This is a genomic window from Fulvivirga sediminis (assembly GCF_016757215.1).
GTDB classification, from domain to species: Bacteria; Bacteroidota; Bacteroidia; order Cytophagales; family Cyclobacteriaceae; genus Fulvivirga; species Fulvivirga sediminis.
The window spans coordinates 606,492-620,144 of the sequence record NZ_JAESIY010000002.1; the positions used below are offsets into that span (position 1 = coordinate 606,492).

Annotated in this window: 12 protein-coding genes and 1 pseudogene; 7 read left to right on the forward strand and 6 right to left on the reverse strand. The window is 37.0% G+C overall.

The features are described 5' to 3' along the window. Positions 1-19: 19 nt before the first annotated feature. The 7 genes and pseudogenes from JL102_RS05855 to JL102_RS05880 all read left to right on the forward strand — a co-directional run bounded on the left by JL102_RS05855 (position 20) and on the right by JL102_RS05880 (position 5,379). A complete protein-coding gene (locus JL102_RS05855; protein WP_202243303.1) occupies positions 20-604 on the forward strand; it encodes a TetR/AcrR family transcriptional regulator in 585 nt (194 codons plus the stop codon). Between the two features lie 46 nt (positions 605-650). Continuing rightward, entirely contained in the window at positions 651-1,637 is a 987-nt protein-coding gene (gene paaA / locus JL102_RS05860; protein ID WP_202243304.1) for a 1,2-phenylacetyl-CoA epoxidase subunit PaaA, read from the forward strand. A gap of 43 nt (positions 1,638-1,680) precedes the next feature. Then, positions 1,681-2,301 (forward strand): phenylacetic acid degradation b, encoded by a 621-nt coding sequence (locus tag JL102_RS05865; RefSeq protein WP_202243305.1) that lies wholly within the window; start codon positions 1,681-1,683, stop codon positions 2,299-2,301. Next, entirely contained in the window at positions 2,298-3,050 is a 753-nt protein-coding gene (gene paaC, locus JL102_RS05870) for a 1,2-phenylacetyl-CoA epoxidase subunit PaaC (protein WP_202243306.1), read from the forward strand. The genes JL102_RS05865 and paaC overlap by 4 nt, the downstream gene beginning before the upstream one ends. A gap of 61 nt (positions 3,051-3,111) precedes the next feature. After that, positions 3,112-3,579 carry a 1,2-phenylacetyl-CoA epoxidase subunit PaaD gene (gene paaD / locus JL102_RS05875; RefSeq protein WP_449528493.1) on the forward strand — a complete coding sequence of 156 codons (468 nt, stop codon included), beginning with the start codon at positions 3,112-3,114 and terminating at the stop codon, positions 3,577-3,579. Between the two features lie 26 nt (positions 3,580-3,605). Then, positions 3,606-3,665: pseudogene (locus JL102_RS24220) on the forward strand (1,2-phenylacetyl-CoA epoxidase subunit PaaD); the annotation flags it as partial. 574 nt (positions 3,666-4,239) lie between these two features. Continuing rightward, positions 4,240-5,379 carry a hypothetical protein gene (locus JL102_RS05880; RefSeq protein WP_202243307.1) on the forward strand — a complete coding sequence of 380 codons (1,140 nt, stop codon included), beginning with the start codon at positions 4,240-4,242 and terminating at the stop codon, positions 5,377-5,379. Between the two features lie 69 nt (positions 5,380-5,448). On the opposite strand, the gene JL102_RS05885 is transcribed toward JL102_RS05880, so the two are convergent. The 6 genes from JL102_RS05885 to JL102_RS24100 all read right to left on the reverse strand — a co-directional run. Beyond that, positions 5,449-5,937 (reverse strand): tetratricopeptide repeat protein, encoded by a 489-nt coding sequence (locus tag JL102_RS05885; protein ID WP_202243308.1) that lies wholly within the window; start codon positions 5,935-5,937, stop codon positions 5,449-5,451. Between the two features lie 54 nt (positions 5,938-5,991). Next, the gene (locus JL102_RS05890) at positions 5,992-8,106 is read right to left on the reverse strand and encodes a T9SS type A sorting domain-containing protein (RefSeq protein ID WP_202243309.1); all 2,115 of its coding nucleotides are present in this window, start codon (positions 8,104-8,106) and stop codon (positions 5,992-5,994) included. 325 nt (positions 8,107-8,431) lie between these two features. Continuing rightward, on the reverse strand, positions 8,432-10,489 hold the full coding sequence (locus tag JL102_RS05895) for a T9SS type A sorting domain-containing protein (protein ID WP_202243310.1): 2,058 nt from the start codon (positions 10,487-10,489) through the stop codon (positions 8,432-8,434). A 519-nt stretch (positions 10,490-11,008) separates the two neighbouring features. After that, positions 11,009-11,188, reverse strand: a complete 180-nt coding sequence (locus JL102_RS05900) for a hypothetical protein (protein ID WP_202243311.1) — start codon at positions 11,186-11,188, stop codon at positions 11,009-11,011. Between the two features lie 111 nt (positions 11,189-11,299). Next, positions 11,300-13,417, reverse strand: a complete 2,118-nt coding sequence (locus tag JL102_RS05905) for a T9SS type A sorting domain-containing protein (protein WP_202243312.1) — start codon at positions 13,415-13,417, stop codon at positions 11,300-11,302. A 120-nt stretch (positions 13,418-13,537) separates the two neighbouring features. Continuing rightward, positions 13,538-13,653 (reverse strand): T9SS type A sorting domain-containing protein (locus JL102_RS24100; protein ID WP_202243313.1); only part of this gene is annotated, 116 nt, incomplete at its 5' end.

The following is a 13,653-nucleotide window of genomic DNA, read 5'->3' on the forward strand; positions in this document are numbered from 1 at the left end:
TAATCGTTATTTTTGTAACATGATTGGACTAGAAAATCTCAGTAGAAAAGAACAATTGATTAAAACTGCAGCCCAGCTTTTCAAAGAAAAAGGTTATGCGGCCACTTCTATGAGAGATCTGGCTAATACTCTGGGAATAGAAGCCGCAAGCCTATATTCTCACATAAAATCTAAAGAAGAAATACTCCAAAGCCTGTGCTTTGAAATGGCTGATAAGTTTAGAGAATCATTAGAAGAAGTTGAAAACACTAATTTTTCTTACACAAAAAAACTAAGACTAGGCATTCTCGGGCACATTCAGGTGATGGCCAGAGAGCTTACCGCCTCCGCCGTTTTCATGAATGAACACAGACATTTGAGCCAACCCTATTTAAGAAGTTTTCTACTGCTGAGAATCAATTATATTAATCGATTTAAAAAAATAATAGAAGGAGGTATTAAGTCTGGTGAGTTTAAAAACGTAGATACCAAGCTAGCCGTAATGACGCTCTTTTCTTCTCTCAATTGGATGCCACATTGGTATGATCCCAGCGGTATTATAGAACCCATAGAATTGGGACATCAGCTGGCTGACATGTTAATAGATGGCCTCCAAACGAAATAAATGATTATTTTGTTGTATCTTAATAGACAACCAAATAATCAAATATATGTATGGCGGAGGTAATACTTTTGATCCAATAACGGATACTAAACAAGCAACTGAAGATCCTCAAAAGCTCCAGGAATTTGAGGCTAGAATAGAAAGAGGTGAAAAAATAGAGCCTTCTGATTGGATGCCTGACTTATACCGTAAGCAGCTAATCAGAATGATTGAGCAACATGCTCACAGCGAAATTATAGGAGCACTGCCTGAAGGTACCTGGATCACCAGAGCACCGGGTTTCAAAAGGAAGTTGGCTTTGATGGCCAAAGTACAAGATGAAGTAGGCCATGCTCAGCTACTATATGCCGCAGCGGAAACGCTAGGCAAATCCCGAGAGCAAATGATAGATGATCTGCTGGAAGGGAAATCCAAATATTCTAACATATTTAACTATCCGGCTTTTACCTGGGCCGATGCCTGTTTTATATCATGGCTGGTAGACGCAGGGGCTATTGTTAATCAACTGGCCAACTCCAAAGGCAGCTATGGTCCATACTGCAGGGCTCTGGAGAGAATTTGTGTAGAAGAGTCCTTTCATCTCAAATATGGTCATCATTGTGTTATACACCTGGCCACGGGCACTGATATTCAGAGAAAAATGATGCAGGAAGCACTTAACCGCTGGTGGGAACCTATGATGCACTTTTTCGGCCCGCCAGATAAGGTTTCTGTGCATACCGAAGTGCTTATGAAATGGAAGGTAAAAATGTCTTCTAATGATCAATGCCGCAATCAGTTTTTAGATATGTATGTACCTAAAATATTAGAACTAGGCTTAACCATACCAGACCCTTTACTCAGGAAAAATCCAGAAACCGAACAATGGGAATACACTGAGCCTGATTGGGAAGTATTTAAAAAAGTAATTAATGGTGATGGCCCTTGTAACGAGGAGAGGTTAGCGGTAAGAAGAGTCGCTGAAGCTCGAGGCAAATGGGTACGCCAGGCCCTGTTAAAACCAAAGACTGAATACGTAACTCCTTTAGCCTAACTTTTTTTATGAATACCTGCAAACGATTTCTGATTCACTGATTATGAATAAATCACTAGATCCTAGAATAAACAGATTAAATATAGATAAATACCCGGCTGATCTCACAAGAAAAGTGCCTTTGGACCAATTTGGCACATACGAGGTCTTCACCCAAAGCAAGACAGAACAACCTTACCAGCACGAAGGGATAGTGCATGCTCCAAGCAAAGAAATGGCATTTATATTTGCTAAGGAGCAATTTAGTCGTCGTATGACTTGCTCCGGCCTATTCGTTGTAGAAACCAAAAATATATTTGTTACAGCCACTACTGAGAATAACATTAATGTATATCATACCGTATCCGAAAAATTCGATACCACAGGTCATTTGGAACAGTATGAGTTTTTTCACCTATTAAAAAGGGGAAAGCAGCACCTGCATGTAGGCTCTATAGAAGCTCGCAACGCTCAAGAAGCACTGGCACTGGCCAAACCAGCATTTTCAGAAGAAGATCCAGTGCTCAATGCATGGATAATAAAAACTAAGGATATTCTCTTTTCCTCCGAAGAAGATACCATAATCTGGAATACGCTACCCGATAAAAAATTTAGAAATGCCTCTGCTTACAAAGCCTCAGACAAAATAAAGGCCTTTAAAGAATCTCAAAAATCTACTTTATGAATACTGATGCCATTAAAGAACTACTCTATAAAATAGCTGACGACCAACTTATTATTGGTCATAGAAATAGCGAATGGACAGGTATGGGGCCCATTTTGGAAGAAGATATCGCTTTCTCTTCCATGGCTCAGGATAAGATCGGCCAAAGCTATGCCTTATACCAACTGCTTCATGACCTTGGCGAAGACGAACCCGATCAAGTAGCTTTCATGCGCAAGGCTAACCAATTTAAAAACAGCCAGCTTACAGAACTACCAAATGGAGAATATGATTATAGCCTACTACGTCACTTTCTTTTTGATACGGCAGAAAGTATTCGTTTTGAATTTCTTGCTCAATCCGCTTATTCACCATTGGCGCTATTAGCAAAAAAGATTCAAGGAGAATTACGATATCATACCATGCATGCGAATACTTGGATAAAACAGCTTGGCAATGCCAATCAAGAAAGTATTTTAAGGCTTCAAGCTTCTTTAGACCAACTGTTTCCTTTTGCTTTGGGCATTTTTGAGCCTTCGCCCTTTGAAAATGTACTTATAGAAGAGAAAATTTTTGTAGGTGAAAAAGTTATTATGCAAAAGTGGCAAGAGCAAATCGCCAAAATACTTAATGCCACAGAACTGCTAATTCCTTCATTTTCAGAGCCTGCCATTTATGGCGGAAGATTTGGTCACCATACAGAACACCTCACCTTGTTGTTGGAAGAAATGTCTGAAGTATTTAGAATCGACCCTACTGCAGAATGGTAACTGAACTTCCTTTATATTTGCATCGTTTGCTTTTGTAATGATACCTACTGAAGAAAATATAATGGAATGGCTGGAGCAGGTAAAAGATCCCGAAATACCTGTGTTATCTCTGGTAGACCTTGGAGTTATTACCAAGGTAGAAGTGAATGGCTATAGGGTAGTGATCACCATCACACCTACATTTACGGGGTGCCCCGCCATTGAATATATGAAGCAAGACATTATAGAAGTCCTTAACAGCTATGGAATAGATTACGTAGATGTTAATGTATCTTTCGAAAAAAGCTGGAACTCTAACATGATCTCCGAGAGAGGAAAAAAAGCCCTCAAAGATTTCGGACTAGCTCCCCCACCACCGCACAATCTTATTTTTGACATAGATATATTGGATAATATTGAATGCCCTAACTGCGGAAGTAAAAATACTGACTTAAAAACCCCTTTTGGTCCCACGGCATGTAGATCTATACACCATTGCAATAATTGCCAGGAAACCTTCGAGCAGTTTAAGCCNAAAATACTGACTTAAAAACCCCTTTTGGTCCCACGGCATGTAGATCTATACACCATTGCAATAATTGCCAGGAAACCTTCGAGCAGTTTAAGCCAATCTAACTTCTAATTTCAAAAGTGTAACTAAGTAGTTTGTATCACACAAATACACTTCATTAAAATTGGCATCTATAGTTTAACTTTAACCTACATAAAGGCCAATTTTATAACTATAAAACTAACACATGTAATATAAAGGGAAATACCACTACTAAATTAGCATATAACAACTTTAACTTACCTATAACATTTAATCCCACACTCTTCAAAATACCCTATTGACCTATCACAAAGCTATAAAATAAAATAAATAGCCTTATTTCAGAACCAAAATTACTCAAATCACCAATATTTAAAGAAAAACAGGTGAAATTTGACATGCCCTCTTTTTGCTGGCCATCCATGAAGTGAAAGTGATGAAAAAGCTAGTAACCAATTGCCCCCATCTTATTTAAAACCAAAATGATGGGAAAAAAAGACCCCGTTATTATCAAATAATTCCACGCTATTCCACCTCTCCAAAATCTGGAATAAAAAAAATAAACTTGATAATCAAGAGTTTAACACAAAAAATGGTACTCTTTTCAATTGAGGTAAGTGAATTGTAAATGCTAAATCAGAATCTAATAATCTGAATATGAAAAACAAATTTACTTTTCTTAACCCATCAACACCTACTCGTAGGCTATTGATGTGGATTTGCGTTGGCATGTTGACAACTCCTATCATATCTTGTTCTGACTCAGATGATGGAGATGACAATTCTAACACTGTGCAGGTGGATTTCTACGGAACTTCCTCTACTGTTAGCGAAGCGGATGCTGAAGGAGTTAGTATCCCATTAATTTTTACTGATGCTCCTACAAGACCGGGTACTTATCAAATTACCTGGGAAAGCGAAGAGGAACTGGTATACGGAAAAGATTTCACCACTGAGCCTGAAGCGAATGATGGAGTAATCAATGTGGAAGTGGTAGCTGGTCAAAAAGATGCATCTATTAAATATTTACCTATCGACAACAAGGTAGACGAGGGTGATCGCAGAATAACTTTCAACCTGCACTCTGCTACAGGAGGCCTATCCGTAGGTACTGCTTCTGACTTTATACTTACCTTAGAAAATGATGACAAAGCTGTTCTTTTTAGTAAAGTAAGCTTTGAAGATATTGAAACCATGCTTTCTGTGCACTACTATGACTATGGTCTTGCCTCTGAAAATCATGCCTTAGTGAACAACCCCAATCAGCCTCCTGTAAATTCAGAAGGATTGAATGAATTGGGATATCAAGCTTCATATTTTAATACCAGAGGTTTGGAAGGTCTTACTGATGGAGATTATGTAGGAATAGTAAAAGCTACTGTAGTAAATGGAGGCTATCCTGATGGAACTCAAGGCTATGAAATGAGTGATACCGATGGGAAAATGAGACTAACTTTCGACGAGCTTGGCATTGAAGGTTATCTTAGCACTAATATTTCCATTGATGTTTATTTACATGATGAAAATGGAAAAGGACTACAATACGATGATGAAGATGTTCTTCGAATTTATGTAAAACTAGATGACGGTGAAGAAATAGACATTATTAACTCCAAAGGAAGCAATTTAAATGACCTATTTGTAGGAAATTTTGACAAGTGGACTACTTTAAAGGCTTCTGTACCTAAAGAGGCTAAGTCTCTTACTCTTTATGTAGAGTTTGATGTAGACACCAGATTTGACATATTATATTTTGACAATATCAGATTCTCAGGTGTGAATGAGGATGAAATATAAGAAACACTGTTAATGATCATAAAAAATGGCTGCTTTTAGATAAAAGCAGCCATTTTTTATTGACAATTTCTAATCACATTCTAGCTCTGGAAATTCTGCACCATAACCACGTGCCGTAGTCCAATCTTGCTTTGCCTGATCTCCGTGGCCCGTAAGGCAGTATACACTGCCTCTATTCACATAGGCCTCTACATAATCATACTTATACTGGATGGCTTTACTAAAGGCATCAATAGCCTTTTCATATTGCTTCATAGTAAAATAAGAATATCCTTTTTCATAGTAAGCCTCGGCATATGTAGGAGACAGAGCAATAGCCGCATCATAATTAGTTATGGCTTCACTATTTTCGCCTACCTGCGAGAGGCAAACACCTAGCAAATAATATCCTTCAGCATTTTGATCATCTTTTTTTACTGACTCTTTAAACAGCTCTACGGCTTTTTTATAATTTCCTTCGGTATATTGCTCGTAGCCTGCATCCAAGAGTTCATCGGCACTTTGCCCGAAAGAAACACTTGATAAGAGCAGGCTTGCGGCCACCAACATCATCTTCATTATTCAATTATTTTAATCTACATTACTAATTAGAGTATGTAGAACTTTAAGCATCTATCGAATGATCAACTTCTGCGTACTGATATTATCCATCGTTGAGATACGTACAAGATAAGTTCCACTTTCCAAATTACGTAAATTTAATTGAATCAGTTGATCTTCGCCTGTAGCTTCCACGTTATAGACCGTTTTCACCTGACCAAGCATATCTATTACCTGCACTTCCATATTTCCGGTCTGTACGCCATTCATCTCTACGCTCATTATTTCTCCTTCTAGCGGGTTAGGGAATATTTTCATGCTTTTTGTTGCCAGCTCACCAGCTTCATGGTTGATAAAATCGGGCTCAGCTATATCTTCTTTATCTGCTTGCCTGGCATTGGTCATAATTCTTTTGGCTATAGCTACTTCTTCTCTACATGTAATTACCGCATCTAAATCATAACCATCTGCATTACCAGGAAAGTGATTAGGATCAGAAACATCGGTTATTTTAATGTACTTAGCATATGCCATACCCTGCTTCACTGCTGGTTGAATATCTAAAAATGATGTGCGACAATAGACATTAGGCAAGCTATACCATTGATTACCATCTGCCGAAAGCTCTACATGTGCCTGCTCCGGATAGGAGTAGCCTGTACTACTATAACACATTTCATTGGCTCTGCCATAGCTGGTTTCCTTAAGTATAATTTCAGGTTCAGCAGTACCATCATCATATACTCTATTGCCTAGCTCCAAAGTAATGCTTCCTCCAAAGCCCAAAGACACAAAATTCTCCCGTTGATTCTCTTGAGATATACTAAGTGACTTATTAGCCTCTCTTCGAGCACTGTTAATCGGGGTGCCATTTTGCTTTCTTCCTGGCGTATAACTCACAACATGCTCAGCTCCGCAATTATATGACAATTCATACTTAAACAATTCATGCCCGTAATTAGGAGATTGAGCCCCAAATATCAATCTATCCTTAACTACCCCCATCAAGGTGATTTTATCCGGTTCATTAACAAGCATATCTCCTTCTGCCAGCAGCCATGTTCCTGAAGCTGTACCATCACTCTTCCATAATTCTGGCCCTGTCTGCCCATTTTTAAAATAATACAATTCATCGTTATAGACTACCAGCCTACCACCTATAACCTGAGCCCCGACCATTGTTTTATTCTGTGAAGCAATATCCACGCTCCACAGCTCCCCATTCGTTTTTTTATAATACAGGTGAGCATCACCAGCATATAAGCTCATATAGTTTTCCACATCAGAATCTACCTCCATAGTTCCTGCAGCAGTACCGTCAGTTTTCCAAAGTTTTGCAGGCTGTTCGTATTCATTATAATCATAGGCTATAAAATATAACTCGGATCCTACATTAGTAAAGTTAGTAGTAGCCAAGTTATCAGGAAGCGAAGTAACAGTAGTAGGTACACCATCAATTAACTGCCATATCTCTGTATGGAAGTCATAATCGGCATAGTTAGTAGTATCATTGGTTATAGTAGGAAAAAAGAAAACCTCTGAGCCGATCTTACCAAAAAAATCAAACTCATAGATAAATTCATAGTTTTTAATTTCTGAAGTAACTACGGAGCCATTCTCCAACTTACACGTATAAAATTTAAGATCATTTTCTGTGCGAAAGTATATAGCATCTCCCACGGTAAAGATATTACTGTAATTATTAGTGGCGCTATAAGTTTCTAAGTTTTCAGATTCATCCATGGATGCTATAAAACTATTCTCTCCATCATTTAAACTGAAATAAAGCTTATTTCCTGCTACCATCAAGTCACTGGTAAGTGACAAAGTATCAAACGCCATTGACAGTTTTGAGTTAAAAGGTGTACCGTCAGAATGTAAAATATTAATATATGAATCATTATAATATAATACGTCGGCAAATTGAGTCATGCTAGTGATATAATAATTCTCGATAATCTGAGTACCAGTTTCTGATCCATCAGTACGAATTAAGGCATTTTCTGAGCCTAAACTACTTCCTAAAGCAGAAAAATACATGGTTTCATCTTTAACCATCACTTGTTCTATCTCAGACAAACTTCCATCAGGATAAAGATCTTTAACAAGGGTGATTTGTGCTTCGCACAAATAAGAAATAGATGCCAGTACAACCTGGCACAACAGGGTAGGTAAATTTTTTTTCATAGCCAACTTTAGTTTTATTTTAAAATCACAACATTAAATAGTTCTTTATAGAGACATAAAAGTCATATTTATATTTTTGATTTATTCATACTTTTAATTTAATATTTTTAATACTACGAATAAAGTATAATGTGACAATTATTTATGAACATGAGTCTCCACTGCAAATTATTAACCAATTGAGCGGCAACACCTTAATATTGAAAATTATCCTCAAAAGAGAATAGCCTTAGCATGTTTGTAAACCTTTACCAGGCTCAGTTGGCATAAAAAAAGGAGTGCTGAACCAGATCCATCACTCCCTATAATTTGATTAAAAATCTTTTTATTGAACAATAAACTTCACACTCTCCACACGGTCTAGGGAAGACATTTCCACAATATAAGTACCGCTAGACAACGAATTGAGCTCCAACTCCACATCATTATTGCCTATTGATAATGAAACCGACTTGTGAAATTTCTCTTTGCCAGTAATATCTAGTACTCTTATATACCCTTCCTGAGGTTGATCTACTATAAACTGTACCGTTAATTCTCCATGAGTGACTGGATTAGGGTATATGCTAAAGCCCTTCTCCACGTCCACATCATTAGGTGCTTTGTTTATAAACTCAGGGTTAAATAATGAAGAAGTGATAGTACGGGCATTAGTAAGCTCCGCTTTGGCTGCCTCTACTTCTTCTCTGCAGGTAATGATACCATCTAGATCAAAGCCATCAGCATTATCATCAAAATTAGAAGGATTAGAGGCATCTGTAATCCTTATGAATTTGGCATAAGCCATCCCTTGATCTACCGCTGGTTTAATATCTATAAAGGAAGTTCTGCAATATACATTAGGCAAACTATACCAACTGACCCCATCTTCTGAAACCTCTACAAAGGCCTGCTCAGGGTAGTTGTTTCCTCCATCTACATAACAAAATTGATCCGACCTGCCATTACTCGTTTCTACCACAATTAAGTCTGGCTCTGCCGTGCCATCATCATAAACCTTATTGGCTAGGGTCAGGGTAATGCTACCTCCAAAGCCGAGAGACACAAAATTGATTTGATCATTTTCCTGAGGATTACCTAGAGCCATTTGAGGGTCACTTCTGTCCTCTCGTACCCGTATGCCATTTTTTCTTTTACCTTGACTAAAAGCTATTACACTACTAGCGGCACAGTTAGTCCCAATATTCAATTTATATAATCCATGATAAATCTCAACAATCAAATTATCTCCCAAAATACCTAATATTTTCACATAACCGTATGAACCCGAAATAGAAGTATAAAAACCTTCTGGAGTATATAAACTTACACCTCCATTCTCCCTTAGAAAATAATATCTACCTTCCTCATTTTCAAAGATATTAGAGCTGAGTAAAGGGTTACACCCCAGATAATCAGACTCATATTGACATATGTCAGAACTGCTCAGATATACCCTACTATTGTTTCCATAATATCCTAAATATTTAGTCCCTGCAGTAGTACCATCAGTTCTCCAAAGATAATTGTAATAATTCCAGTCATCATCTCCCGTACCCCACTGCTGTAAGATCATATACATGTACTTATCAGAGCTTGCAACAGCCTGAACAGACATTCGATAAGGGAACGCATATAAACTATCTCCCCCAGACTCATTCACATGAACCAACTCAGTATAAAATCCATTATAACCTTCATGTTCTCTAGTTACAAATGAAAAAACCCTATCGCCAATAGCCCCAAACTGCTCTGGAATCTCATATCCACTATAAGTAGATCCTAAGTCAACCATAACTTCATTACCATAGTCAGTGACTTTAAATATGTATGTCCCTCCCCGCTTCTCATAATTCTCGCCCATAAAATAAATGCCCGACTTATGAACAAATGGATGAGCAAAATATTCTTTCCAACCTGAATAAGGCCTGTATTCTATCTTATCCTCTTCTATAGCATAATAACCATAACCACCTAAACCGTAAATTTTATCATCCCATTTTCTTAAAAATTCAATATATTCTCCTGGAGGATCAAATTTCTTAAACTCAGAAGGGTAAGATGTATTTATGTAATATACATCAATCCCCCAACCATCTTCCTGATAGTATAAATAATCTCCTTTCGCGACCAGTACACCATATTCACCGTAGCCATCCTCATTCAATAATGTGCCTAACAAACGGGTGCCCGATGCGGTACCATCAGTAATTATAAATTTATCATATTGAATCGTATCTTGATATGCCCTAAAGGCAATCCATTCGTCTGAAATAGCGACATCTCTAATACCATACAAACTCTGGTTCGATATTCTCTCGAATCTTTGGCCGTATAGAGGATCACCTCCGGCAAGAAACATGACCATAACAGCCATCACATAATGTAAAAGATTAATTTTCATTGTAATTAGATTTAATGGTTATAGTTATTTAGAAGAAGGACTCATATTTATAAAGCATAAAAGCCTTATTCTATCAATCAAAAAGAAGTGTAGTTAAACTATACAGTATCTAGCAGCAGAATAAATGGACCTTTGCTGCAACTTACCCTATGGTTCCATATACCTCAAGAAAGGTACTCCTATCCAACACTATATGGTTAGAACATTGATGAAAGACCGCTACCTGGGCTTTCATTACCGAAAATATAATACTAATACATGAAGAGATTCTTCAGGTATATTTTAAGGCAGAGCAGGCTTCTTTAAAAAAGTGAATTGACGCTTTAAATCGCTACTTCCAGAAATGGATATATGATTAGATTTAATAATGTAGAAGAAAGTAAAACCTGGCAGTATGGTATTACCATAAACAATATAGTTGTTAACTACGCTTACCAGTTATCCATTATATGAAATTATATTGCTGCACAATAGACTTACTAGCCACACCAGAAATAGCAAATTTATACTACAGGTATATCAACCGGTAAGAGTAGGACGCTGTGCACTAAATAGCTTGTCACAAACCAAAGGAAAATGTGAGAATGGCAAGCAAGAAGAATAGTGAGTAAAATGAATATACTTGAAAGACTGAGCAAAGTTATGCTTGGCATGGGCCAATAAGTTACTCAAAACATAGATTAGGTTAATTTTTTTCATAGCCAACTTTTTAAATAAATCTGTTACATAATTTATGATATACTTATTATTTAAAAGCAAAATACCTAAAAACTATATTTATTGCTAGTTTTTAGGTATTTATTTATAAAATTAACGCGTAATAACTTTGGCGTTTTCTGTTCTGTTTCCTGATTCAAACTGTATTAAATAAGTACCTTTTTCAAGCGTACTCATATCAATTTGTAAATCGTTCTGTCCTGCATTTAGCGACACCTCTTTACTCAATTTTACTCGCCCTAATACATCCATAATGCTGATACTTCCTTTTTGGGCTGCATCCATAGAAAGCTTTATCGTAAGAAGACCTTCTGTTATTGGATTAGGGTAAGTAGAAATACCTTCCACCTCTTCATTAGGAGTAAGGTTCATAAAATTAGGATCAAAAAGATCTGAGGCTACACTTCCGCTAATTCGGGCATTAGTAAGGCTGCCTTTTGTACCTTCTACCTCTTTTCTTGAAATGATAATACCATCTACATCAAAACCGTCTGCGGCACCATCAAATGAATAGCCATTAGATGCATCAGTAATTCGAATAAATTTAGCATACGCCATACCCGCATCTACTGCAGGCTTAATATCTAAGAATGAGGTTCTACAGTTTGAATTAGGCAGGCTGTACCATTCCTTGCCATCAGCAGAAACTTCTACAAAAGCTTGTTCAGGGTAGTAAGTTTTTCCTTCACTAAAACACATCTGATCAGCTCTTCCGTAACTAGTTTCCACCAAAATCATATCAGGTTCTGCTGAGCCATCGTCGTACACCATATCTCCAAGCTCCAGGGTTATACTGCCTCCAAAACCAAGAGCCACAAAGTTTAGAGTGTTATTTTCCTGAGGGTTACCCAGCGCATTTTCCGGGTTGCTTCTATTAGGGGCTACACGAGTTCCATTCTTTTTCTTGCCTTGATCAAAGGAAACCACACGAACGGCCCCACTGCTAGGCTGAAAATTATATTTGAAGAGCTCTGTGCCATATTTTTTTGAACTAGCCTTAAAAATAAGAGCTTTATTGATTTCTCCTACTATTGAAATACCACTTGGGTTAAGATCTAATAATTCTGAGTCAGCCAAATATGAAGTTCCTGCGCTGGTACCATCTGACTCCCACAATTGAGGACCATTTTCAGACTGCTTAAAAAAGTAGGCTATTCCTTCCTTAAAATAAAAGTCTTGAACCCTGTCAAGATCATCAGCAGTGATTAAATTATCTGCCAGTTTTAATTTGGTATTTGTTGAAGCATCATAGCTCCATAAAGACTTATTCGTCTTTACATAAAACAGGAGATCTCGCTCATCCTTTGAATTATAAAGAGAATTTTCAAGCACATCATCATCCACCTGCATGGTAGTCTCTGCCGTGCCTTTAGAAACCCACAAAGTAGATTTCAAATCCCCACTCAAGCTACTCATTTGAAAGAATAAGGCTGAGCCAATATTACCGCTACTATTAACTGAAGCCATAGCAGGAAAAGAAAAGATAACATCTACACTATTAGTATTCACTTTCCATAATTCCGTATGGAATTTTCCGTCACCATCATTAATAGGTGCAAAATAATAAGGCTGATTACCTATCTTACCCCATTCCTTTGCATACTGCAACGTGAAATTATTAACCGGAGCAATTTCATTAGGCACATTATTTTTCACAGCTACTAAACTATTCTTAGAGCCATCTTGATCTCTCACATACAGATCATCTCCAATAACCAATATATCTCCATAAGAAATATCTAAATCTAACAGTGTAGCCTTGCTCCCATTATAGCTTACAGGGCTAATTGCACCTTCATTATAAGCGGCAACATAAATCTTATTCTCTGCCTGATATATCTGACTTATTTCAGTAATAGAATTAGAACCAGATGCTACAGCTGAACCATAAGGTGTGCCATCACTCATAAATAAGCTCGGACCTTCAACATCATAGTTTTCAAAATAAATATTGTTACCAATACGGCCTATTTGTAATGGCGCTAGGTTCTCAATAACCATCGTACCTTCTGAGGTACCATCAGTTTTTATTAATTTATCATCAGATGAAGAAGCACTGATATAAATAGCTTCATCTGTTTTGGTAATTACAGGTATTGTATAACTCTGATTACCAGGCAGCAGGTCCTTCACTAGACTAATTTGCGCCTGACAATAAGAGGACAAACAAACCAATAAGCATAGTAATAGTTTTGTTTTACTTTTTTTCATAGCCAACTTTTTTTTTAAAATTTAAAGGTGTTTTATAGTTTAAAATTTAATTTGATTAATAATTGAAAGAAAACGCTTTAAAAAAGGGCTTAAACCCAATTTCAAAGCGTCTAATAAAATCTACGGAATAATAACTTTGGTATTTTCTGTTTTGTTTTCAGTTTTTAGCTGAATAAGATAAGTTCCTGATTTTATAGCACTGAGATCAAATTCTACATTGTTTTGACCTTCTACTA

Bases quoted from the DNA above. Each gene is read 5' to 3' on its own strand.
- JL102_RS05855 (WP_202243303.1), top strand. From the start codon at position 20: ATGATTGGACTAGAAAATCTCAGTAGAAAAGAACAATTGATTAAAACT.
- paaA (WP_202243304.1), top strand. From the start codon at position 651: ATGTATGGCGGAGGTAATACTTTTGATCCAATAACGGATACTAAACAA.
- JL102_RS05865 (WP_202243305.1), top strand. From the start codon at position 1,681: ATGAATAAATCACTAGATCCTAGAATAAACAGATTAAATATAGATAAA.
- paaC (WP_202243306.1), top strand. From the start codon at position 2,298: ATGAATACTGATGCCATTAAAGAACTACTCTATAAAATAGCTGACGAC.
- JL102_RS05880 (WP_202243307.1), top strand. From the start codon at position 4,240: ATGAAAAACAAATTTACTTTTCTTAACCCATCAACACCTACTCGTAGG.
- JL102_RS05885 (WP_202243308.1), bottom strand. From the start codon at position 5,937: ATGAAGATGATGTTGGTGGCCGCAAGCCTGCTCTTATCAAGTGTTTCT.
- JL102_RS05890 (WP_202243309.1), bottom strand. From the start codon at position 8,106: ATGAAAAAAAATTTACCTACCCTGTTGTGCCAGGTTGTACTGGCATCT.
- JL102_RS05895 (WP_202243310.1), bottom strand. From the start codon at position 10,489: ATGAAAATTAATCTTTTACATTATGTGATGGCTGTTATGGTCATGTTT.
- JL102_RS05900 (WP_202243311.1), bottom strand. From the start codon at position 11,188: ATGAAAAAAATTAACCTAATCTATGTTTTGAGTAACTTATTGGCCCAT.
- JL102_RS05905 (WP_202243312.1), bottom strand. From the start codon at position 13,417: ATGAAAAAAAGTAAAACAAAACTATTACTATGCTTATTGGTTTGTTTG.